Genomic DNA, 21,768 nt, shown 5'->3' on the forward strand with positions numbered 1-21,768 from the left:
TTTTAGTAATGCTACTAATATACCATAAAACCCTAATTTTTCAATTAATTTTAACCATTCAAGTAAAGAAGCAGATTTTTTTCTATCTATTTTCACTAAATGCACACCTGCATCCGCGGCAGTATTTATAGATTTTATTATTTGGCTCTTCGGTACTTGTTATGCTAAGTTACCAGTCGGTAATAGGGAACTCTTAACTGGGAATACGGAACAGGGCAAAGAGAAAAAATTTTGCCATAATATTCAAAAATATGGCTTATTTCTTCTACACAGCAAGCTTTATGAGATTTCTTTGTTCAGATTTTGCATATTATGTACTCAAGAGCCTATTCTTTTAGCTGTTTCTAACAACTGTAAAAACGCATGAATAGAATTATTCCAATCTTCTGAATATTCATATATTCGTGCTTTATTAGCCAATACATTGGCTATTTTTTTTTCATTAAAATCTATTTGTTGATAAAATTTTTCCGCTTGATTTAGATTAGATAAATCCACTAATTTAACTAATGATTTTTCTTTATTCACCGTTTTCTATCACTACTTTAGATGGTACTTTAGATGGGATCTCAGCTATTTTCCAAAGGCCATTTTCGTATTGAAAAATAAATCGGTAACCAGCGGAATAACTTTGATCTTCTTTAAAAAGATTATTCTGATATAAGTACAGTTGTTCTGTAACTTTCACATCAATTATTAGTTGATTATTATTAGCTAGAAAGTATTCAAGAGGTTCAACTCGTCTTTGTCCAAATTTATAGTAAGCATTGTTTCCTTTTAGCCAGTCAATCCCTCTTCCTGGTTTGCTTAGAGCTTGATAAAAATTTCCTGTAGTCATATTCTTCGCTAGTTCAATATCAAAAGGAGGTGCAAATATTCTTTCTTTTGCTTGCAGATATCTGTTAACCAAATTTACAGCTTCTTGCTTAGTGATACTAATCGTGCTATTGCCATTGTTAATTGTTTTGACTTCAGAAAGACTCAGAACAGGAGGACGATTGATAGGTTGAATAGTAATTTTTACACTATTGCTGGTTTTCTTTTTACCACCATCACTAGCAGTAATAGATAGGGTATCGTTACTATTAGAATCTTTCTTACTGTGGTAGATAATGGCTGCTGGATCTGCTAAGGTAGAGTTGATTTGAGCAACTGTGCCATTAAAAGTAACTATAGCAGTGTTATTCTTACTAATTTGATTGCTTGCCAATCCCTTGGGTACATTTGGTTTGATAGTCAAAATGCCATTTTTGACACTGAGAGCAACAGTGAGCTTTTGAGTATCAGGGTCAGTAATACTGATACCATTGATAGCTAAACTGGTATTTTGTCTAACAGTTTGGGTATTGGGAACTGTGATGATAGGAGGAATATTAATTGGGTTAACAACAATACTAACATTACTGCTCTTAGTCTTAGCTTCGAGAGCATTGGGTGGCCAAACCAAGTTTGTACCGACTTTACCTATTTTGCCACCATCATTGACAGCAACTGTCAGAGAGTCGTTACCATTAAAGTCTTTAGCTGCTTGGTAGATGACGGCGGCTGGGTCAGATAGAGTAGTATTGATTTGGGCAACTGAGCCAACAAGGATAACTGTTTTAGGTCTGTCCTTTGGAATGTTATTGGTTGTCAAACCTTTAGCTACATTGGGTTTAATCTTCAAAATGCCATTATTGACGCTGAGAGTGACGGTTAGCTTTTGACTATCGGCATCGGTAATGCTGATACCTTTGATAGCTAGGCTGGTATTTTCTTTAATAGTTTGTGCTTGGGGAACGGTAACAATAGGCTCTTTGTTTTCAGTAGTGACAAGTATGTTCTTGTTGATTGTATTACTCGGCTTATCGCTATCGCTGCCATCAGTTAGCTGAACCTGCACTGCGCGAGTCCCAGTATTTGAGTTTACTGCGGTGTGTTTATAAGAAATGTTTCGTGACAAAGCCTGAACAGCTTCAAGTGTGGAATTAGCATTAAATGTTACTAATAGTGGGGTTGTGCCTTCTCCCTCCGTCAAGTTCCCGAACACAGTACCGCCGTAGGTAACATTGCTGCCATTAATACCAATTTCGCCTGAGTTTGTGCCTTGATTATGAATAAACAGGCGATCGTCGGGTGTAGCATTAGTTAGTAATTTGACTGTTAGCTTACCTGTATTAAAATTGGGAGAGTCAGTATCACTGACATTGGCACCCGGAAATAGCAAAATACCAATCTCCTTGGTGATTGGTTCTGTTGTCTTACCAGGAGTTGGAGTTGTACTTAAAATTGGCGCTTGAGGCTTACTAAGATTAACGGCTGCAATACCCACAACAGTTAATAAAGTTCCGCTACCTAAAGCTAATAACCAGCTCAGGTTTTTTGCCCAGAAAAATCCACTCCTTAACAAGTCTGAGGTTTGGCTGATTTTTTTATCCCCTATCTGCTTCCATTTAACCAGCACAAAATCCATTGATTCCTGACTTTTTTGATGATGTTTTAGTCCTTCAGGTAACAGGTTACGGATAGATAATTTATAGCTGATTTTTTTGATTGTAACTACCCAAGGAACAAGTATATTTAAATAAAAGCCGCGAGCAAGTCTGGCTCGAATGACAGGATCACTATATACTTCACTAACGATTTTTTCATCTGCTAAGTTAGGTGCGCCTTTTATCTGTTTCATTAGTTCTGCTTCTGCCTGTTCTAGTGCTACAGCAAAACTTATAAAAGCTTGGGTAGCTATTTCCTGAGCTAAAGGCTTACTGTCATCTTTTACCCAATTGAGAATTGTCTTTTCTACAGCAGTTTGAGGACGCTTGGTAATATCAATCCAAGCTTCAAAGTAGTAATTTTTAAATTCTATTTCTGTTTTTACCCAATTGATAATTGTTTTTTCTACAGCAGTTTGAGGAGGCTTAGTAGTATCAACCCAAAATTTAAAGTAGCGATTTTTAACTGCTATTTTTGTTTTTAGCCAATTGAGAATTGTGTTTTTTACAGGAGGTAGAGGAGGCGTGGTAGCATCAATCGAAAATGGAAAGTAGGGATGTTTAAGTTGTATTTCTGTATCGCCACCTGTCAGGTTTTCTCGCTGCTCAAGGTATATTTCAGTTAAAATGCTGACAACTTCGTTGCGTTCTTGAAGTGTAATTTCAGTTGTCACTTCCAGAAGTTTTGACTTCAGTTCCTCAAAATTTCGTCGCAGTTGACTTCCCATCGCTATAATCACTGCTTGGCGGACTAAAGGATGCTTTTCTGGTTTAAGAATTTTTTGTAAATTCTCAAAAGCTTGACTGGCTGTGAAGGGATGTCTATCATCACACTCAATTTCACCGTATGCTAGGGCTACAGTAGCTAATAAATTTTCCCGTGGGGGTTGAGATGTATTTCCAACTTTTTGTCCTGGTTGAGGTTGAGCCTGTTGCCATGAGTGGAGGGTATGCAGCACTTGCGGGGGATAATTTCGATATGCACTGGCTAAACTGAAACTAATAGCTTGGATTAAATCATGATGCCGCGTCATTTCGCGCAACATATCACGTAACTGCTGGAAATGCAGTGGCACTACTTTAGGTAAAGTCCAGATGCGAAAGTAATTTCGGACTATATCATTTGGATCTTCTGATAGCTTTTTGAGTAGATCGTAAAGCCTTGGGTGAAGCTCGTTGGAATTGTCATAACGGGCGGCGTAAATGACTGTCAAAGCTATTGTTCCTCTGATATAGTCTTCTGATTCCTTACTTGTTTTGCTGGTGGAAGATTGATCATTCTGCCACTCATGAAGTGTTTCAAACAATTTTTGATCGAGTTTATTCTGATATTGTGGTTTACGCCATTCAGCCATTGCAAAAGCCGCGACATTCTGCACATGGAATTCGTCATCTGCTGCTAATTGACGTAAAGTATCTTGCACAGCAGGGGGAGAAATCGAACCAATATCACTAATTGCTTCAGTTAGAACTATGCGGAGTAGTTTGCACCGGGCTGGGTTTCCATATAACTCACTTTTAAAAGACCTGTTTGCTACTGAATCTTTAACCAATTCTGCGATCGCACTTAATGCAGCAATAATTTGTCTACGATGGCTTTTCCACGCCACGTTGAACAACATTCGCCGTTGTGTTCCTGAACCACTTCTAATTATACTTTCTTCAGTATTGATATCAATTTTAAAAAAATTATGCAGTTTCTCTAAGTCGCAGTAATCGAGAGCGCGTAACGAGGGATTGCGCTTTTGCCAAACTTGCTCTACCAATTTTTCTAATGCTGCAAATAATTGGTCATTATATAGACCGTCGAAGAAGTTTAAGCCTAAAGCAAGTAGCTGTTCACGTTCATCAAGAATATAGTAATACCAATGATTTAATGCTTTCTGGTTATCTGTAACATCGTTAATTATCGTTTCAATTATTTCTTGTTCTATAGGATTATTTTCTATCTCTTTTTCCAACCTCTGCACAAATCGGCCAATTATATTTGGCGTTTTCAACTGTTCCGCTACTGCAAGAAAAGTTAAATTTCCAGCAATTATTGTCTGTGGTTTGGGTTTAGCTTCTAGTAGATTTTTTATATAAGAATCGTCTAGTTTATGAAGCTTTTGAAATAATACCTTGACTAATATATCGGAATTATATAGCCCATCAGATGATACTTCTGACCAACAATCTTCAATATCTTTTGATAAGTTCCAACTCGCTAAAGGTATATCTGTTGTTACTAAGACAAAATGCTTTCTGGAAGCAGCAACTTTTTGAATTCTGGATAAAGCATTACCAACATTTTGTGGTGATACTTCAGTCAAAATAAAAATTGTAGATTCTTCGGCTTTTTGCAGTTTCACATCAATACTTTGTGGATCTGAGCTACGTTGCCACTCCAAGACAGGATATTTCCCCTTGGTAATTCTTTTCAATTCCCATGCCAAATAGCGAGCTAAATCTGCTTTGTCAATATCAGCACCTCCACCTAGAATTAATAGCCTTTCTTTGTAAATAGTATCTATATAATTACGAATAACATCACGGTTGGGAAAAGGAAAATTTTTAGAATTGAAATCTTCAAGATTTGCCTTGACAAACTTAGGTTCATTTTGTATTACGGTTTGATGTCCTATTTGAGTAATATTTTCAAATTTTACTTCACCACCTGTGATTTTCATACCCATGCCAAGGGACACATCAATCGGCGGTATCTTTTCAGGAGGTAACGAAGTAGTCATAAGTTTTATTTCCAATTATTACCAAAAACGAAGATAAAAGAGAGTGAATCATTTTTTTGTTACACAGAAAATAGAGTTAGAGGATGTTTTAAAAGTTTATGGCTAACGCTACGCTATCGGCAAATACAATAGAACATGAGGCATACTTTTAATTACCGAAAGAAGTATGAATTTAGACTTTTCAAACACCCTTTTAGGACTATATTATATCAATATCAGTCATAATTGTTCTTGTTTATACCTGTCTGGTTAATATTACTAAAAGTAACAGTACCGCCTGTGATGTTCATATCTTTTCCAAAGCTAACTTCTGTATTATAAACTGTTGTAGATGGTGAAGGTGGTTTCTGAATTAAGCCAACTGCTTCAAGTTGGTCAAATAATACTATCAGTTTCTTGGCAAATTCTTGATCTTCCTCAATTCGTAATTCTAAAACATCTAGGAACGATGATTTGGTTTTTTCCGATAGTTGTTGTTGTAATTTTATTAGTAACTTGTGTAGACCCGCAATTTGCAATTGCTCATATATAATATTAAAAAGCTGACCAAATAATTCAACTTCAGATGAATTTTGCTGATTTTTGTCAGCGAATTTCCATACATCTCGAGATTCAAAGCGTAGCATGATAGAGTCTTTATAATTCATGGTATTCTCCTGTACATTTATAGATTGACGCGAATTTGCTGTTGATTGAGCAACCAGTTGAGGTTCAACTATAGATTGACTCAAATTGACTGTTGGCTGAGTAACCAGTTGAGATTCGGTAATTCTTCCTAAATCTAAAACTGTAACACCAAGTAACTCACTCAGCTTTTCTTCTTCAAAGAGACTCATAAGTTGATAAAAATCATCTTGAGATCCTTCAAATACAAACAAGGTACTATCTGCCAGTTTCTCTGACTCTTCTTTGCTTATTTTATCATTCATTTTCCACTCTCCTAATCATTGTGATATTTGAACGAATACCAATTCTGTTTAAACTATTAATGATTTCCTCTTTAGACCTCAAACCTTCGATCTCCATGATAAATAGAAACTTGTTTGATAAAGGTTGACGTGATGACTTATTTTTATTACATTCACATCCATTATTTCTAAAACATGAAAGGACACTTGACCAAGGAGGTATGCGCTTTCTATATTCGTCTATTCCCATGAATTGTTTAATGTAAAAATGCACTTTGTTTGACATTTCCGAACTAAGATTTTTGGCTTTTTGTACAATTTTTTTCTCTTTATTCTTTATTTGTTCAATTGTTGGTTTTTGACCAGTCTCAAGTCTAAATGCCACTTCATAACGACTATACAAACATAAACATAAACAGAGATAGCGAATGTCCCAATGTGAAAGTTCAGGTTTTTTGTCCCATTGTAGCTTGTCTAAAACACACTGAATATCTATTTTCTGTAAATTTTCAGCATCTTGACACTCTGGGCAAAGTTGGTTGGAGGGATTTGTCATATTAGCAATCAACCTTCAGATTTGATTTAGTAATAACTCGACTTTAAAAGCACGAGTCAATGATGTGAGGATACAGTTTCAAACAACCCAACTAGATGTTTAGATGTTGCTGCATGTTGCCTTTTGAAAACCGTATGGTTGGTACAGAGACAGCAATTGGGCCCGATTCGCTTCTCCTGTAGCAAATTTTTCATGGAGAAACGAAATATGAAATTTACCTTCCAAACCATACCTTCTGGAATTGGTAGCACAATCCCGTCTGCGTTAACACCATCTGTATTAGCTTTCAACAGTCCTAGTGTTAAGACTGTGATAGATAACGATAACGGTGGTGAGGATGACGACGACGACCTTGTTCCCACGAATATCCAATGTGAGGTTTCATGTATTGTATCAAATAACGTCGCGCAAGTGATTCAGAATGAAGCGATCGCTCATTATTTCCAATTCACAAAATCATCAATAGAGATAGAATTCGGAAAACAATTACAGACAAGGGATTTCAATGCAATCATTCACTATTTGCATATCAAAAAGGGTTGGTCTAGTGAACGAGTCGTTGGTGCGCTGACTGGCTATCTCATCTATCTGTTTTTGATTTCAGTATATCATCCTCAGTATCGTATTATTCCCAGCATAGATGTAGACGAGTTGTGGCATATCCACATCTTTTTAAATACAGCTAATTATACCCATGATTGTCATGAACTATTCGGGTATTATTTGCACCACCAAGTAGATCTATCTTTAAAAGACACAGAAGAATATGATTCAGAAGCGGCTTTTACTCAAACTTTAATCCTGCAAGAGAAGCATTTCGGGAGTGAATCCTTAGCGAAGATGGCTAGTACAAATTCACAAAAAGCGGCTCAATCTGGACCAATAACAGGTATGTTCAAATACAGTAGTTGTAGTCCTATTGTGTTTGGGAATTAGAGATTGTGTAGAAGGGTTTAGCATTGCTAAACCCCTACCCATTATATCTATAATGAAATTTATTATTCTAGAGACTGGATCAAAAATTTCATTTGTTCTTTATCAATAAACATTTCTAATCTCTCAAAATCCTGATAAGCTAATTTTGCCCATTCTTTAGCATCATCAAAATCTTGACTATCTTTCTTTATCTTTAAACTAGCCATAGATGCTTTACAGTGAGCAATTAATGATTCATCAATGTTTTCATCAGCCATATACAAGCATTCCTTTAATAATTTTTCAGCATTTTCTAAATTTACGTTCTCTTTTATATCAAGATCAGCTAACCACTTTTGATTTAGATAAATTGCCCGTTGTAAATTAGGAGATTTGGCTAATTTAACAACCTCAAAGAAACATTCTCTAGCTTTGTTAAAATCATCTTTCTCATAATAAATTCTTCCCTCGTAATGCAAAATTTTTACCTTTTGACGCTGGATAAAGTCTGAACTTAGATTTGTAGCTTTATTGAGTAGTTTTTTACTTAGCTTGATCCATAAAAAAGCCTTAAAATATTTATTTTGCTTCCAATAAAAATAAATAATATCAATAGCTAGTGTAATCTCAAAGCATAAATCTTGATATTTACGAAGTTGCCAAATTTCTCTAAACAATTTTTCAGCGTCTTCAAATTTCTCTCTTAAAGTTAAAGTCCAGGCTTGATCATAACTAACTTCTGCCAAAATTGACCAATCTTCTGGTTTTTTATACTCTTTATTGTTAATTAATTCAATTAATTTTTTTGTCCAAGGTAAACGATTAAATGGAGAAATACAACTAGATCCTTGATCATAACTTGAAGAACGAATATTTCTCCAAAATTGTAAAAGCTCATGATATTTATTCTTGTTGATACACCATTCAATTGCTGCTTTGAGATTGTCCCATTCAGCATCTAAATAATCTAAATATGTATATTCATCCCAATCTTTATCATTCTTTTTACCATATTCTTGAGAGTATTGTAAATACCAATTAATCCATCTTTCTCTAGCTTGTTGCTCAAAATCAGGATTATTTTTTAGTTTTGCAAATACATCAGTGCGAGTTAGGGGTAAATTAATTTCATAGCGGTTATGCTTATGTTTAACTAATAAGAGGTCTTCTAATAATTGCAAATCCTTTTTTATTGTATTATCATCTGGTATCGGAAATACTATATAAGCAATCGCTTCCCGTAAAGCAGGTTTAGGAAACATGACTAAAGCCATTAATAAATAATAAGCATAACTATGGTTCTCTTTTAATAGTTTTAAAGTATTCTGATCTAAAAATTGAGTGTTTTCTTGTACTGAATTAGTTAATTTATCTAACACACCATTGGAACAAATATTAGTTTTTAATTTACCAATAGTATAAATAATTGATCCAGGTATTCTATCAATAGAATCAGATATTTGTTTATATTGCTTTGGTGTCAGAGAAACACCTTCTTTTTTAGCTTGATATGTGATAAAATCCCTAGTTTCTTCTGCTGATAAAAATTCAAGAGATAAAGGAAAACCTGGCTTTGTTTTTCGAGTAGAGGTAATTAATATTTTCACTGTAGGTTTTACTACCAGAGAAAGTTTCTCAATTATTGAATTAATATTTCGTTCATCTTCGTAAGTTTCTAAATTATCTATAATTAACAGAATAGATATATCTTTTAATTTTCTGATTATATTTTTTAATAGCTTATCTGAGTCTGATTCATTAATAATTCTTTGAGAAATTTTGAGAGTCTGTGCAATTGTTCTGAAAATATCTTCTTGTATACTTTCTCTTTTATTATCTGTATATTGCTGTTGTTTAACTGAAGTAAAAATAAAAGCATCAAAAATGGGTAATTTTAAACTATCATCATTATTCTCTCTAGCTTGCAAACAACGAAAAGCCGCTTCTTGTACTAAGGTTGTTTTGCCAAAATTACCCAATGCTTCTACACTAATTATAGGAATATAAGGATTAGAAATTAAATCCAGTAATTCTTTAAGTTGTGTTTGTCTAACGATGAAATTATAATCATGCACCAGATTACTGTAAATAATATCCTTTTTTGAAAAAACTTCTGCTATTTCTTGCCAATTTGTTTTTCCTAAAACATAACAGAAAGCTATAAATGCACACTTATTAATATATTCTCCAGATAAAAATCTCTTCCAAGTTGAATCGGAAATGCCTTTAAAAGACAGCTTTCCTTGTGCTATGAGTTGTTTAATATTTTGAAAATAAGAACGTTGAGACTTAGCTAAATCAATTTTTATCGAATTACTATCTAGACATTCCTTGACCTGAAAATAATTATCAAACTGTTGTAGCCAACCTCTGTCATTCTCTGTCCAATTATTTTCGTTTGCGTATTCAGCCATTAAAAAATCGGAAGCTTCTAATACTTCTAATAAAGGAGCAGGATAGACGGTATATCCTTTTTCACTTCTTAATTTTTCAATTTCTTTCCGTTTGCTTTCAGCAATTCTGAGACGTAGTGGCATACCCATACACTAACTTCTACTTTTTGTCAAGTCCACTTGCAACTGTATAGCTAACTGGTCTTTTGAGTGTATCGCAAATAAAGATAAAAAACTAACTATGTTCTCAAGGCGACATCTGCGACGAGCGGTCACCCCCAGGACAAAAAGCAAAAATCAGTCAATCAACAGAGAAATCATGAACAAGTTCTACTTCCTTGTATTATTTACGATAGTTAGTACCTTTATTGGCAACGTTGCCGCTTTAGCCGAAAACTTTGTCGTTGATGGTAGCAATAAGGCTCTCAATACCAACAACAATTTCCGCAAAGTAGATGGAAATCCTATTATGTCACTTTGGGAGTTCAGTTCTACTGACCGAGATCAACAATTCGATCGCATCTCTGGCAATCGTGGTGGTACTCTCCTTCGACATGGTTCTACTGGCAAGTGTTTAAATTCACATTATCTAACAAATGGAGGTGTAGTTAATACTTGGCCTTGCGACGCTAACGATCCTGACCAGAATTTCAATATCATCTCGTTGGGTAATGGCCTCTCTCAGATTCAACGTACAGGCACAAATCTCTGTGTAGACAGCCCCACCCGTGACAATGGCGGTAAAATCCACGTATGGCAATGCGATCGCAACAATCCTAATCAACGGTTTAAAAATGGCACTGTTACAGTCGGTCCCTACTATCGCAACTTTGAAGGCTTCATCAATTTTGCAGTCGGACAAGTGGGTATCGCTCGTTTAGATACCTCTGCCTATAGGGGGCAATGCGTCACCTTGATTGCTCGATATATCCAAGAGGTGTATTTGACTGGTTCAGAAAGAACACAAGGGATCGCATTTGGCGATGGTAAAGATACAGCAAGTGTAGTTGCATCAAAATTCTCTCAATACTTTCTTCCCGTCACAAATCAAGGTTTACCCAAACGAGGAGCAGTTGTTTCTTTCCCTCAACTTGGTGGTGTTTACGGTCACACAGCAATTGTAATGGAATCACGCACATCTAACGGTCAACCTCAAATCAGGATTATGGATTCCAATGGTGACCTCAAAGATGAAAACTCGAAAGTTACAGAATACTACTCTCGTTGGATTAACATCCCGAATGGTACTGCGAATGGATATGGAAACAATATCTATTGGACAAATCCTCGCTAATCTCGATTAACTTGATACTGGGATTGTTGATCAGTCCCAGTAACTTTTCATTATGATAATCATGAGAGTCACTATGCAAATATTTATTAATAGCAAATACAAAAATCGAATTTTATTTGCCGTATTGACAAGCCTTTTCTTCTTCTCTATCAACACAGAAAAAGCCCTATCAGGTGGAGGAGATGTAACTCAATCTACAACAGAACAAGCTTCTGTTAGCTCTCCTATCACACAAAACCCTGGATCAGTCACAGTTACTCCCACCACACTACTACAAACAGGCTCAAATAATTATGCAAACGTCAACTCTAATATAGGATCTCTAAACTATCCAAACTGCGGCGGTAGTTGTGGCTTTGCAATTATGCGTACTACTCCCACTAATAATATTAATGGTACAAGTAGCAATCAAATTGAAGGAATTATTGGTGTAATTCATTCCTTTAGCTCACCTGATCAAAAAAATGCTGAAACTAATCGTCAATTAATAGATATTCAAAAACAAAGAAGTGAAAGTGAGATTGCGAGTAATTACATCAAAGCAATTGCCGATGCTTGTCAAGCCAAAGATTCAATTAGAGCAGAACTAAGTGCTAAAGGATTAGCTCGAATTTGGAACGTAGATTATAAAACCTTACTTCACCCTAGCTGCGGCTCATAATATTGAGAATTAATATTTCACTTTCTTTTTCTTTTATCATTTTTGAATAATAATTTTGTGCCGCATTATATCAATAATGTGATTTTAACTAATATTGTTTCAACTAAATAAACCCGATATTCCCATATCAAATTAAGCAGTAAATTAAGGCAAAAATCATGGCTAATGAAAAATCACCAGACATTCAAAATACTAACAATGCCGATAACAAAGAACATAAAATTGAATGTTCTTCCTGTCAATGTAATGGGAGAATCCAACCTTATGGTTCACGCAGATTATCCAAATGTCAAAAATGCCAAGGAACAGGTTTTTGTTGAAGTTAAAATTGATCATTAAATTAAAATTCTGTAGGGGTAAAGCAAAAGCTAAACCCTTACCAATAAATATCTAATTTATCAATTTTCCTGATGATATTTCCTCAAAGCCGCAATAATTTCCCCATTCGCTTCTGGAAAAGTAAAATTATCCAATTCATCCAAACTTACCCAGCGAATTTCATCACATTCTATGGCTTGAGGAACACCCGCTAAATGCTGAGAATGATGAACTGTCAAAGTCACCCGCAAATGAGCATAAGTGTGGTCAATAGTAATCAGATGTTCTCCAACTACAATTTCTATACCCAACTCTTCCGAAATTTCTCGTTTAATACATTCTTGAATAGTTTCACCAACTTCAATTTTCCCCCCTGGAAATTCCCATAAACCACCCATTGTCCCTGAAGGAAGTCGTCTATCAATTAAAATCTGTTTTTGGTCATTCCAAATAACAGCAACACCAATAATTTTATGAGGAATAGAAGAACTACTTTCATTCATATAATTACTCAGTACCAATAAATAAAAAAACTCAGTAGATTAATTATATATCTACCGAGTTCATATTTATTTTGAGAATTTTGCTAAGAGGGTGTTTGATGTATTAATAAATTAAATAAAAAATACCCCTTGGATTATAATCAAAATTATTGTAAAAAAAATAGTTGAGAATATCAAGTCCGGAAATGAACGTTTTTAGGGGCAATTATTGAGAATATTCTCAAGATTATTGACAATAGAGAAGAATGCGCTTTTTTTTGAAAATCTGATTGAAAAAACTTATAGGTTTTGGGAAAAACCATAAGTTAAAAAGTAGTTGGGTTGACAGGAGAAAACCCAACTTGCTAATTATCAAGTTACGGTAATCATCATACCTGCACTTTCATTCCCTAATCTATCCACAGCACAGACTGCATAAGTTCCTGGTAGAACTGTCGCAAAGGTAGTACCAGCGGATAAAATGCGTTGAATTAGCCAATTATTGCTATTTTGCAAATACAGAGTCCAAGAACGCACAAGTTGATCATCTCCTGGTTCCCAGTTTAATTTACCATCCATAAACTTGAGGTTTTTGGGAGGTGGTGGCGTAATGGAACTTTGCCATGACATAGTGGGAATTAAGGCAGGTGTGGGATAATAGGTTTTAAATTGGTCAGCGATGCCTTGGCGATTTTCCCGAATGCCAGTCATACTAAAAAAGATATTACCTAAAGACAAATTACCTGCTAAATTCCGAGAAATCTGAATTTGCTTGGCAATTTCGCTATTTTTCCATTCCTTACCATCTAATTGTCCGAGATTATTACCTGCATAGATGTGACGCTGTTTAGTATTGATTTCGGTCCACCATTGCAGTAAAGTTTGATAGGCTTGTTTGGTTTGGTCCGTACGCCAGTAGAGTTGAGGAGCAATATAATCTATCCAGCCTTGCTGTAACCATTTTTTAGAATCTGCATAGAGGACACTGTAGGCATCTAAACCGACAATTCCCCCAGGTTCTCCAGAACGATAAATACCAAAGGGACTAATTCCAAACTTTACATGAGGTTTGGTGGCTTTAATTCCTTGAGAAAGTCGCAATACCATTTGATTGACGTTTTCGCGTCGCCAATCTTCTATATTTAGTTTACCCCCACTGGTTTGATATGCTGCGTAGGTTTTATGATCAGGAAAAGGTTGACCAGATATGGGATAGGGGTAAAAATAATCATCTAAATGAATAGCATCTAAATCATAACGACGGACAACATCAATAATGACGTTGTATGCTCTGTCCTGAACGATTTTTGCACCGGGGTCCATCCATTGTTGAGTACCCCATTGATAAACAACTTCGGGGTTTGTAACTGCAATGTGGGGACGAACGGTAGAAACTTGACTATTTGCTCTAGCACGATAAGGATTAAACCAAGCGTGTAATTCAATATTGCGTTGATGACATTCGGCGATCGCAAACTCCAAAGGATCATAAAATGGTGATGGGGCTTTTCCCTGAGTTCCCGTTATCCAAGCACTCCAAGGTTCTAATTCCGAAGCATATAAAGCATCACCTTCTGGTCTTACCTGCAAAACTAAAGCATTGAAATTCAAAGCTTGTAACTGTTTAATAATCGCTAATAATTCGGCTTTTTGCTGTTCCACAGCCAGTCCCGGTCGAGAAGGCCAATCACTATTCCATACAGACGCAACCCAAGCCCCCCGAAATTCCCGCCGATGATTTAGCTTAACAGTATGAGCAATGGTGGGTTTAGGGATGGTTGGAGGAACAACAATATAATCAGTCGGGATTTTTTCCGCTTTTTCTAAATATACTAAAGCCTGATAAACCATTACTGCGATTTCTGCACGAGTAGCGGCTGTTTTGTAATTAAGTATTTTTCTGTTCGGATAACTAACTACCCAACCAGCACGAGTTGCTAACGCGATTTGATTAATCCCATAGTAAGGAATTAAAGATCCATCTTGATAAATTTCTGCCAATTTACTTACTAAATCTAGGTCAACTTGACCAGCAAGTTCTAAGCCATTGACCATTGCTACTAAAGCATCACCTCTAGCAATACCTTCATCTATCCCAAACCGCCGATTTGGATAACCCGTTAAAAATCCAGTTTCATAGACCTTTTTAATCGCGTTTATCGCCCAATGCGTCTGGGGAACATCTACAAAAGGTACATATTCCCGTTTGACAGGCAGGGAAAAAATTGCGGCGATAATAGCTGCAAATTCAGCACGAGTCACAGGGTTATTAGGGCGATAAGTTCCATCAGAATACCCGCTGAGAATTCGCCGTGCTGCTAAAGCTTCAATAAACCCTTGGGACCAATGACCTTGAATATCCGAGAATCTTATAGAACTAGATACCATATTGAATGAGATAGTTGCATCCTTTGTTAATTTAGCAATATTTAAGTCATAGCTGCTAAGGGACTTCCGGGAAATAAATTATCCCAATAAATAAATAAATGAATAAACGAACCACAGAGGCACAGAGAACACAGAGAGAGAAGAAATAGAGAGGGTTTTTGCGTTAGTTTTGGGACATTTTTTTATTTGGAAGTCCCTAATGACAGTAAAGAAAAATTCCTCAAACTCCTCCTCTCTGAGCCTCTGAGACTCTGCGTGTTAGCGAAGCGGGGCGAAGCCAAACTCTCTAATCTCAAAATAACGTAGTATACTGGGGTTAATCGTATTTAACCGAAAGATGAAATACCTAACCCCAGAACAAGTTTACAAACAATTTGGCTATCACCCTAAGACAACGGCAGAATGGGCTGACTTAGGGAAAATAGAATGTATCCGTTCCCCTGGGGGACATCGGAGATATCCAGAGTCAGCATTCATCAAAACAGTCTCAATGGATAAAGAGAGGGTTCTTTATGCCCGTGTCAGCACAAAAACCCAGTTGTTAGACCTTGACACACAAATAGATTTTTTAGGTAAAACTTACCCAGGATGCCGGGTCGTTAAGGATGTTGCTAGTGGCATGAACTGGAAGCGGAAAAACTTTCTTAAATTAATGACTCAAGTTGCAGAGAATCAAATCTCTGAAATTGTCGTGGGACACAAGGACAGGTTATGCAGATTTGGCTTTGAGTTCGTTGAGTGGTTTTGCAACCTTCACGGCTGCAAAATTGTTGTGGTAAACAATGCCAAACTATCACCGCACGAAGAGTTAATGCAGGATTTTATGGCTATCATGCACTGCTTTTCCTCCAAACTTTACTTCCTTAGGGCTTACAAGGAAAAGATAGCCGAAGAGCAAAATATTCATGAAATAAATAGTAGTCAATACGAGTCAATGGGTGTATAGTAGTAAAAGACGTAGCAAACCAAGTCCATGAAACTCAAAGCAAAGAATCAGTTAACCGTTACGAGAATCGCTATTTTAGGGACTGAAAAACTAAATAATTGGAAATCTAACGAACTTGATTTAATCGCTTTGAGTTTAGGTAAACTACGCTCTGACTTGTGGAATGAGTTCGGGTCGTTAAAGGCTTGGGGCGTTTCTAAATTTGAGATTGACAAACAGCTACGCACCTTAAAAGACAAATACAAATTACCTGCTAAGTTATGGGAAGCAACTCTCTATGACGTAATTGATGATATTCACTTGGTTCAGGCTGCTTGTGTCGAAAAGGTGATGAAATCTTTGGGTCAATCGTTCCAGTCGTTCCAGGCTAAAAAAGGAGTTTTGCAACTTACCTTAGAAAGTCGGGAATGGTTGGAACATCCCAAACTTTGCACCTTAGTTAGAAAGTTTTGGTATCGAGGACACACGAAAGTTTGTAACCAAATTATTGTAAAGGCTTATGATACTAAAACAGATGATAAAGGTGTGGTGTGGTTGCGTTTTGGAGGTGTAACTCCATGTAAAACTCTCAAACTACCAACGACTTTACCAACAGAAATAAAGTGTCAAATAAGGCTAATTAAGCGTAATGGCAGATGGGAAATTCATTACACAACTGATATCCAAAAAGCTGAAAAAAAGACCGATGGTAAAATAATTGGATGTGATAGAGGTTACACCGAAGTTTATGCCACATCTTCTAATGATGGTGCTAGATTTTTAGGTAATGATTTTGGTAAAATCCAAACTCAAGAAACCGATTACAGAACAGCGAAACAAGTAAAACGTAATAAAATCAGGTCAGTTTTTAACAAGTCTACAGCTAAAGGAAACAGTGCCAAGGCTGATAGAATTAAACGAAATAATCTTGGTAAAATCAAGTGGGACAATCGGGAAAGATCCTTTAAAGGTAGGATTCAAACAATCGTTTTTACAGCTACGCATGACTTGATGACAGATGCGATCAAGGTAGCTTTTGAAGATTTGACGGAGCAAATAACAGGCAAAAAGCCCATGAGAAAGCGTATGAAGAGAAATGTTTCTTCATGGTGCAAGGGGATAGTTGCGGATGCCCTCAAACAAGTTTCAACCCGTGTAGGTTGCACGGTTGTTAGTGTGAATTGTGCGTATACGTCACAACTTGACTCCAGATTTAGTACCTTAACGGGTAGTAGAAATGGTGACAAGTTTACCGGACATGATGGGGTCGTGATGCACTCAGATACTAACGCTGCTGACAACGTTCTAGCAAGAATGAGTGACGTTGAAATCACTCGTTATATGAAACATTCCGATGTAAAAGTAATCTTGCTAGAACGAACTCAGAAGTTTCACCGATTCCCTAATAGTGGAAACTGAAGCGGAAACGGGCATGGATAAGCCCCAGACTCTAGAACCTAAAAGCTCTCCTTACGAGTAAGGTCAATCAGAGAGCGAATTATAAGCAATTGACGTTGTTTGACCTTGTTTAACTACGTTATTTGTGTATCCCTAAAAAAATTATCCCTTCCTCCCAACAGCAACACAATAAAGAGCAGCATGACGTTCTCCATCAATACCCAACATAGCATTTAAACCCAGATCATGAAATCCACCAATACAAAGACTGTCCAGACCCAATTGTACAGCCATTAAACAGATATTTTCAGCTTGATGACCAGCCTCTAAAAGTGCAAAGCGGTAGCCCCGCGCCCCATATTTGCCCATTGAGCGCATAAAAACCGATGTGAACACAAACAGAGCATTGGCATTGAGAATGTAATCCTGCTGCAATAATGGTTCGACAAAATCTGTTGGGACTGCATCATTTACCCAATGTAACCCGTGTCCGCGAGGTTCATAGTGATATAGTCCGCTAACCAAACCTGCTACCGCTTGTGTGGATACGAACACCTCCAGAGGATAAAGTCCCCCCGCAGAAGGAGAGTTACGAGCCTCATAGCATTGACCATCCACTTCCCGCAGTCCGTTGAGTCCACATCCTGAGTCGAGCAGTTGAGCTAAGGAGACAAGTGGCATTACCTGACGCTCAAATGATCGCACAGAAGTACGTCGCGCTAAAAGCTCAGACAGCGGGTTATCACGTGGTGCTTTTGGCAATTCCAGAAAAGGAGCTTCTGGCAGATATCGCAGTTCAGTCGCCGGAACCCGCTTAACATAACTTTTAGGGACTGGAGAGTTTAAATGATAGAGAAGAGCTAACTCCAGAGGTTCATTGGCTGTGTGCATTGTGCTAATTTCCTCGTTTTAACAAACTATCACCTATCAGCATTCAACTATACTCAACACGGCTTGATTATTTGATTTAAGCGGGTAGGGGTTTAGCATTGCTAAACCCCTACAAATCTAGTAGTCTGTCAATCCAAAAATGACGGACTGTAGTGGGAGCGTCTCGCTTACGCGGACAATAGTCCTGTAGTGGAAGCGTCTCGCTTACGCGGGCAAGATGCCCGCACTACCAAAAACCCGTCAAAATAAATTTGACAGACTACTAGGTTTTTCGTGATTTTACAAAAGTCCATGTCCCAACCGTTTTGAGTATAGTAAGCTAATTCTGGGTTTAATCAACAACCCGCTGACGGCTGTTTTAAGCCATAGGATGTGGGCAGGGATTTAAGTCATTTTCGGTCCGTCCGCCACCATAACCCAACCTTTCTGGGACCTCGAATAACCGCCGAGTCCCCAGTGGTTCTTGTCCATAACCAAAATATATAGGGACTATTTCACTGGCTAAAGTCCGCACCACTCGAAAACCAAGAGAGGCGATATCAGGGGCAGTAATTTCCACTACATAAGGTTCAACACCTACTGAATTTAACTTGGCAACTACTGATTGCAAATTCTCTGCTTCAGACTCAGATTCGTAAGTTGGTAAATATTCAACTTGGCAAGATTGGTCATGGTGAAATAGAAAATCCAACTCACCTAGCCGAGCCGTTGTGTAGAAAAAAGCGTTGTGATCATCTAAATTCTGAATATCACTATATTGATGGAGATTAGCCCCAGCGCCAGTTTTCATCCGTTCTATGTCACCAAAGCGAGCTTGACAAACTTCAAAAACTGCCTTGTGGAAAGCCGTTGGTGCATCAAGATGACATCCCATACCAGTGGACACAGCGGGACCTTTGCCCGAACGGTCAATTAACATGGCCATGAAAACCGGGACTTGAATATCAGTAGTTAACTCGAAGACGACTAACTCAATGCCAAAGCGGGCGTAGTGGCGAGCAATTTCCGTCTCAATTCCTGGTAGGTGGTCAAAATAGATGCGTGGGGCAGGGAGGCGATTTAACCAGGTAATAATGAAAGCATCACGCTCAATTAATTCACACAAACCCCGGTAGGCAGCAAACTCCCAAGATGGTCCACTAGCCATACCGTTAGAACTAATAGGTAAAATATGATCTCCTGGTTGGTCGCCACCCCAGTCTAAATAAACCAAGAAGGCTGGAACTAAAACCTGTTGCTTACTGGTTAAGGAAAGGGCATTCATCCACGAAGTCTGCGTTGTGGGATTAAAGGCCGGGAAAGGGAAAGTTGGGTGAGAGTATTGTTGGTCAGAAAAAGGAGAAAAAACGGTCGAAGGGACGGCACGATTACCTAATTCTTCGTAGCTACTAACAATTATTTGCCGATAATCAACAATACCACCGCAGTATCTTTCTATAGCTTCGCCCACAGCCCCAAAAATGGCTTGTTCATCCGTCATGCCCCTACCGACACCGTAGCGTAAATCATCAGACTGTTTACGAAGCTGAAAATTGGCTAATTCGGCTTGCCACAAAACGGGAAAATCGAACTCTGTATAAGGCTTGGTGAATCTATCTAAGGAGCGGATAACGCCAGTATGGGGGCTGACTAGATCTTGCCAACGGGGACTTGCAATCGCTGTATTCACTGTGTTCTCTCCTATCTTTTTCCGTTCCCTATCTTGGCTGAACAATGGGGACAACCTGGTTTTTTGAGGACAACGTTATGAGTAAGTTTTGTGCCAAGTAAGTCTATATGTAGTAGTTTTCCGTCAGTAGCGATCGCCAAACCGAGCATCATTTTCACAGCCTCAAGAGCTAAATAGCTACCCACCAACATCTGACCTATCGGTAAATTTTCCCGTAGCCGTGGTTGAGAACGTCGTTCTCGGTTGAGCAACTGTTCAACCGCCAATTCCGCCTCTGGAAACTTGGAACAAGCCATAGACCGCATCCGATAGCATAGATAACAGGGTTTGTCCTGGGAAAAAACCAACGGACCGACAGTTCCCTCCACCCCAGCCGCTCCACCCGGTAGCAATGGGCGCTGCATCTTCAAGCATAGTCTGTTCAGACGATAGGCTAGATTCACAGATACGGCATCAGTAGCGACAATTACCAGGTCAACGTCCTCCAGCAAAGAAGTGATGGTTGCGTCGTCATTTAAACCATCTGTGACAATCTCAGCCTCGGTGATTCCGCCAATGGACTCAATCTGTCGCGCTGCTTCCACACTCCGAAAAGTGCCAATTTTATTCAATCCCGAACCTGACATCATCAGGGAATCCGCCGGCAGGATACAGGCATCATCACACAAACGGACAAAACCAATCCCAGCAGTAGCTAGGTTAATTGCTGCTATCAGTCCCGAACCTCCCAGTCCAAAAACAGCAATTCTCCCATTGGCTAAGTTTTTTCGAGCATCTTTTTGGTCAAAGCCTAATTCATGATAAAGGCTGATTTGAGGAAGTAAATAAGCACGACTATCTAAATCATTTGTATTTTCTAGAGACTCTTCTACTAGGCGATTGTCCATCAAAAACTCTAAACATTGATTTAGGGAAGAATCTGTCAATTGTTCGCCAATTGCATTGCGGATTTCTCCTATGGTTCGAGAGCCGTCTAGTAAAGGTAAAACAATGTTTTCCACATTATGCAGAGCTTGACCCTGGACTCTCAGGGTTCGTCGTGTTGTATTAAATATCATACTTTCTTCGCCACTACAATCTGCCGGCATCACGTTAATAACAACGTGTTCTAGTAGTCGGAGCCGCTGACCATCATTTAATTTCATAGACTTTATTGCAAAAATTTAATCCTGCTATAAATAGCAATCAAGAAAATTAAAAACCCTGTTTTTGTCAACAGAAAATATTGAGTAACAACAGGGTTTCTGTTGATTTTTCTAGCTAAATTTAATGATTTCAAACCTAAGAAACTCGGTTTCTCAAATTACTAAGTCACTTTTCTATCTCTAGGGTTAATTAGTATCCAAATCCAACCTCATCAATGTCTTCCAACACACCTGATACTGTTACATTACATCCACCACAACCACCACAAGGTCTACCACAACCACCACAAGGTCTACCACAACCACCACAAGGTCTACCACAGCCACCGCAAGGTCTACCACAGCCACCGCAAGGTCTACCACAGCCGCCGCAGCCACCACAGCCACCGCAATTAGCAAACCATCTTTGGGTCGTTTCAGAGTCGAATTCTCCCGACATTGCTAATTTTTCTAAAGCTGCTATTTCCTCCTCAGACAACAGAAGTCTTTCTAGTTTGTCTGCTTGATCTACCAAACGCATTTCTACATATATTGGTTGGTCGAGTGTTTTTTCTGCAAGCATTGTCACCTACTCCTTTCAACTTAAATTTAATAACCTGTTTGCAAATCTCTATTCGAGTTGATA

General features: G+C 37.9%; 17 protein-coding genes. 6 read left to right on the forward strand and 11 right to left on the reverse strand.

Annotated features, from left to right (window positions below; translation table 11 throughout):
- Window positions 1–318: 318 nt before the first annotated feature.
- The 4 genes from BMF77_RS16720 to BMF77_RS16735 all read right to left on the reverse strand — a co-directional run bounded on the left by BMF77_RS16720 (window position 319) and on the right by BMF77_RS16735 (window position 6,664).
- On the reverse strand, window positions 319–528 hold the full coding sequence (locus tag BMF77_RS16720) for a hypothetical protein (protein ID WP_148764346.1): 210 nt from the start codon (window positions 526–528) through the stop codon (window positions 319–321).
- On the reverse strand, window positions 521–5,200 hold the full coding sequence (locus tag BMF77_RS16725) for an ARC6/PARC6 family protein (RefSeq protein WP_148764348.1): 4,680 nt from the start codon (window positions 5,198–5,200) through the stop codon (window positions 521–523). Before BMF77_RS16725 ends, BMF77_RS16720 begins: the two co-directional genes overlap by 8 nt.
- A 215-nt stretch (window positions 5,201–5,415) precedes the next feature.
- The gene (locus BMF77_RS16730) at window positions 5,416–6,129 is read right to left on the reverse strand and encodes a hypothetical protein (protein ID WP_148764350.1); all 714 of its coding nucleotides are present in this window, start codon (window positions 6,127–6,129) and stop codon (window positions 5,416–5,418) included.
- Entirely contained in the window at window positions 6,122–6,664 is a 543-nt protein-coding gene (locus tag BMF77_RS16735; protein ID WP_148764352.1) for a hypothetical protein, read from the reverse strand. Before BMF77_RS16735 ends, BMF77_RS16730 begins: the two co-directional genes overlap by 8 nt.
- Window positions 6,665–6,871: 207 nt before the next feature.
- On the opposite strand from BMF77_RS16735, the gene BMF77_RS16740 reads away from it, so the two are divergent.
- On the forward strand, window positions 6,872–7,600 hold the full coding sequence (locus tag BMF77_RS16740) for a hypothetical protein (protein WP_148764354.1): 729 nt from the start codon (window positions 6,872–6,874) through the stop codon (window positions 7,598–7,600).
- A gap of 62 nt (window positions 7,601–7,662) precedes the next feature.
- Here BMF77_RS16740 and BMF77_RS16745 read toward each other — a convergent pair whose 3' ends face one another.
- Window positions 7,663–10,122 (reverse strand): hypothetical protein, encoded by a 2,460-nt coding sequence (locus BMF77_RS16745; protein WP_148764356.1) that lies wholly within the window; start codon window positions 10,120–10,122, stop codon window positions 7,663–7,665.
- A gap of 169 nt (window positions 10,123–10,291) precedes the next feature.
- Between BMF77_RS16745 and BMF77_RS16750 the strand changes: the two genes are divergently transcribed.
- The 3 genes from BMF77_RS16750 (at window position 10,292) to BMF77_RS26825 (ending at window position 12,247) form a co-directional block, all read left to right on the forward strand.
- Window positions 10,292–11,266, forward strand: coding sequence for a ricin-type beta-trefoil lectin domain protein (locus BMF77_RS16750; protein WP_168204453.1), 975 nt, complete (start codon window positions 10,292–10,294; stop codon window positions 11,264–11,266).
- A gap of 73 nt (window positions 11,267–11,339) precedes the next feature.
- Complete coding sequence (locus tag BMF77_RS16755) at window positions 11,340–11,927, forward strand: hypothetical protein (protein WP_148764360.1); 588 nt, start codon at window positions 11,340–11,342, stop codon at window positions 11,925–11,927.
- Between the two features lie 158 nt (window positions 11,928–12,085).
- Window positions 12,086–12,247, forward strand: coding sequence for a hypothetical protein (locus BMF77_RS26825; protein WP_168204454.1), 162 nt, complete (start codon window positions 12,086–12,088; stop codon window positions 12,245–12,247).
- A gap of 78 nt (window positions 12,248–12,325) precedes the next feature.
- Here BMF77_RS26825 and mutT read toward each other — a convergent pair whose 3' ends face one another.
- Together mutT and BMF77_RS16765 are read right to left on the reverse strand one after the other, a co-directional pair.
- A complete protein-coding gene (mutT, locus tag BMF77_RS16760) occupies window positions 12,326–12,748 on the reverse strand; it encodes an 8-oxo-dGTP diphosphatase MutT (RefSeq protein WP_148764362.1) in 423 nt (140 codons plus the stop codon).
- Between the two features lie 351 nt (window positions 12,749–13,099).
- A complete protein-coding gene (locus tag BMF77_RS16765; RefSeq protein ID WP_148764364.1) occupies window positions 13,100–15,115 on the reverse strand; it encodes a family 10 glycosylhydrolase in 2,016 nt (671 codons plus the stop codon).
- A gap of 337 nt (window positions 15,116–15,452) precedes the next feature.
- On the opposite strand from BMF77_RS16765, the gene BMF77_RS16770 reads away from it, so the two are divergent.
- The gene (locus BMF77_RS16770; RefSeq protein ID WP_148764366.1) at window positions 15,453–16,061 is read left to right on the forward strand and encodes an IS607 family transposase; all 609 of its coding nucleotides are present in this window, start codon (window positions 15,453–15,455) and stop codon (window positions 16,059–16,061) included.
- Between the two features lie 27 nt (window positions 16,062–16,088).
- Window positions 16,089–17,459, forward strand: a complete 1,371-nt coding sequence (locus BMF77_RS16775) for an addiction module component (RefSeq protein ID WP_246862941.1) — start codon at window positions 16,089–16,091, stop codon at window positions 17,457–17,459.
- Window positions 17,460–17,600: 141 nt separating this feature from the next.
- Here BMF77_RS16775 and BMF77_RS16780 read toward each other — a convergent pair whose 3' ends face one another.
- The 4 genes from BMF77_RS16780 to BMF77_RS26830 all read right to left on the reverse strand — a co-directional run bounded on the left by BMF77_RS16780 (window position 17,601) and on the right by BMF77_RS26830 (window position 21,705).
- On the reverse strand, window positions 17,601–18,329 hold the full coding sequence (locus tag BMF77_RS16780; protein ID WP_148764368.1) for a SagB/ThcOx family dehydrogenase: 729 nt from the start codon (window positions 18,327–18,329) through the stop codon (window positions 17,601–17,603).
- 358 nt (window positions 18,330–18,687) lie between these two features.
- On the reverse strand, window positions 18,688–19,998 hold the full coding sequence (locus BMF77_RS16785; RefSeq protein ID WP_148764370.1) for a YcaO-like family protein: 1,311 nt from the start codon (window positions 19,996–19,998) through the stop codon (window positions 18,688–18,690).
- 11 nt (window positions 19,999–20,009) lie between these two features.
- Entirely contained in the window at window positions 20,010–21,143 is a 1,134-nt protein-coding gene (locus tag BMF77_RS16790) for a TOMM precursor leader peptide-binding protein (RefSeq protein WP_148764372.1), read from the reverse strand.
- Between the two features lie 190 nt (window positions 21,144–21,333).
- The gene (locus BMF77_RS26830; protein WP_168204361.1) at window positions 21,334–21,705 is read right to left on the reverse strand and encodes a hypothetical protein; all 372 of its coding nucleotides are present in this window, start codon (window positions 21,703–21,705) and stop codon (window positions 21,334–21,336) included.
- Window positions 21,706–21,768: the final 63 nt, after the last annotated feature.

Origin of the sequence: Dolichospermum sp. UHCC 0315A (assembly GCF_008121535.1) — a bacterium.
Classification (GTDB): domain Bacteria; phylum Cyanobacteriota; class Cyanobacteriia; order Cyanobacteriales; family Nostocaceae; genus Dolichospermum; species Dolichospermum lemmermannii.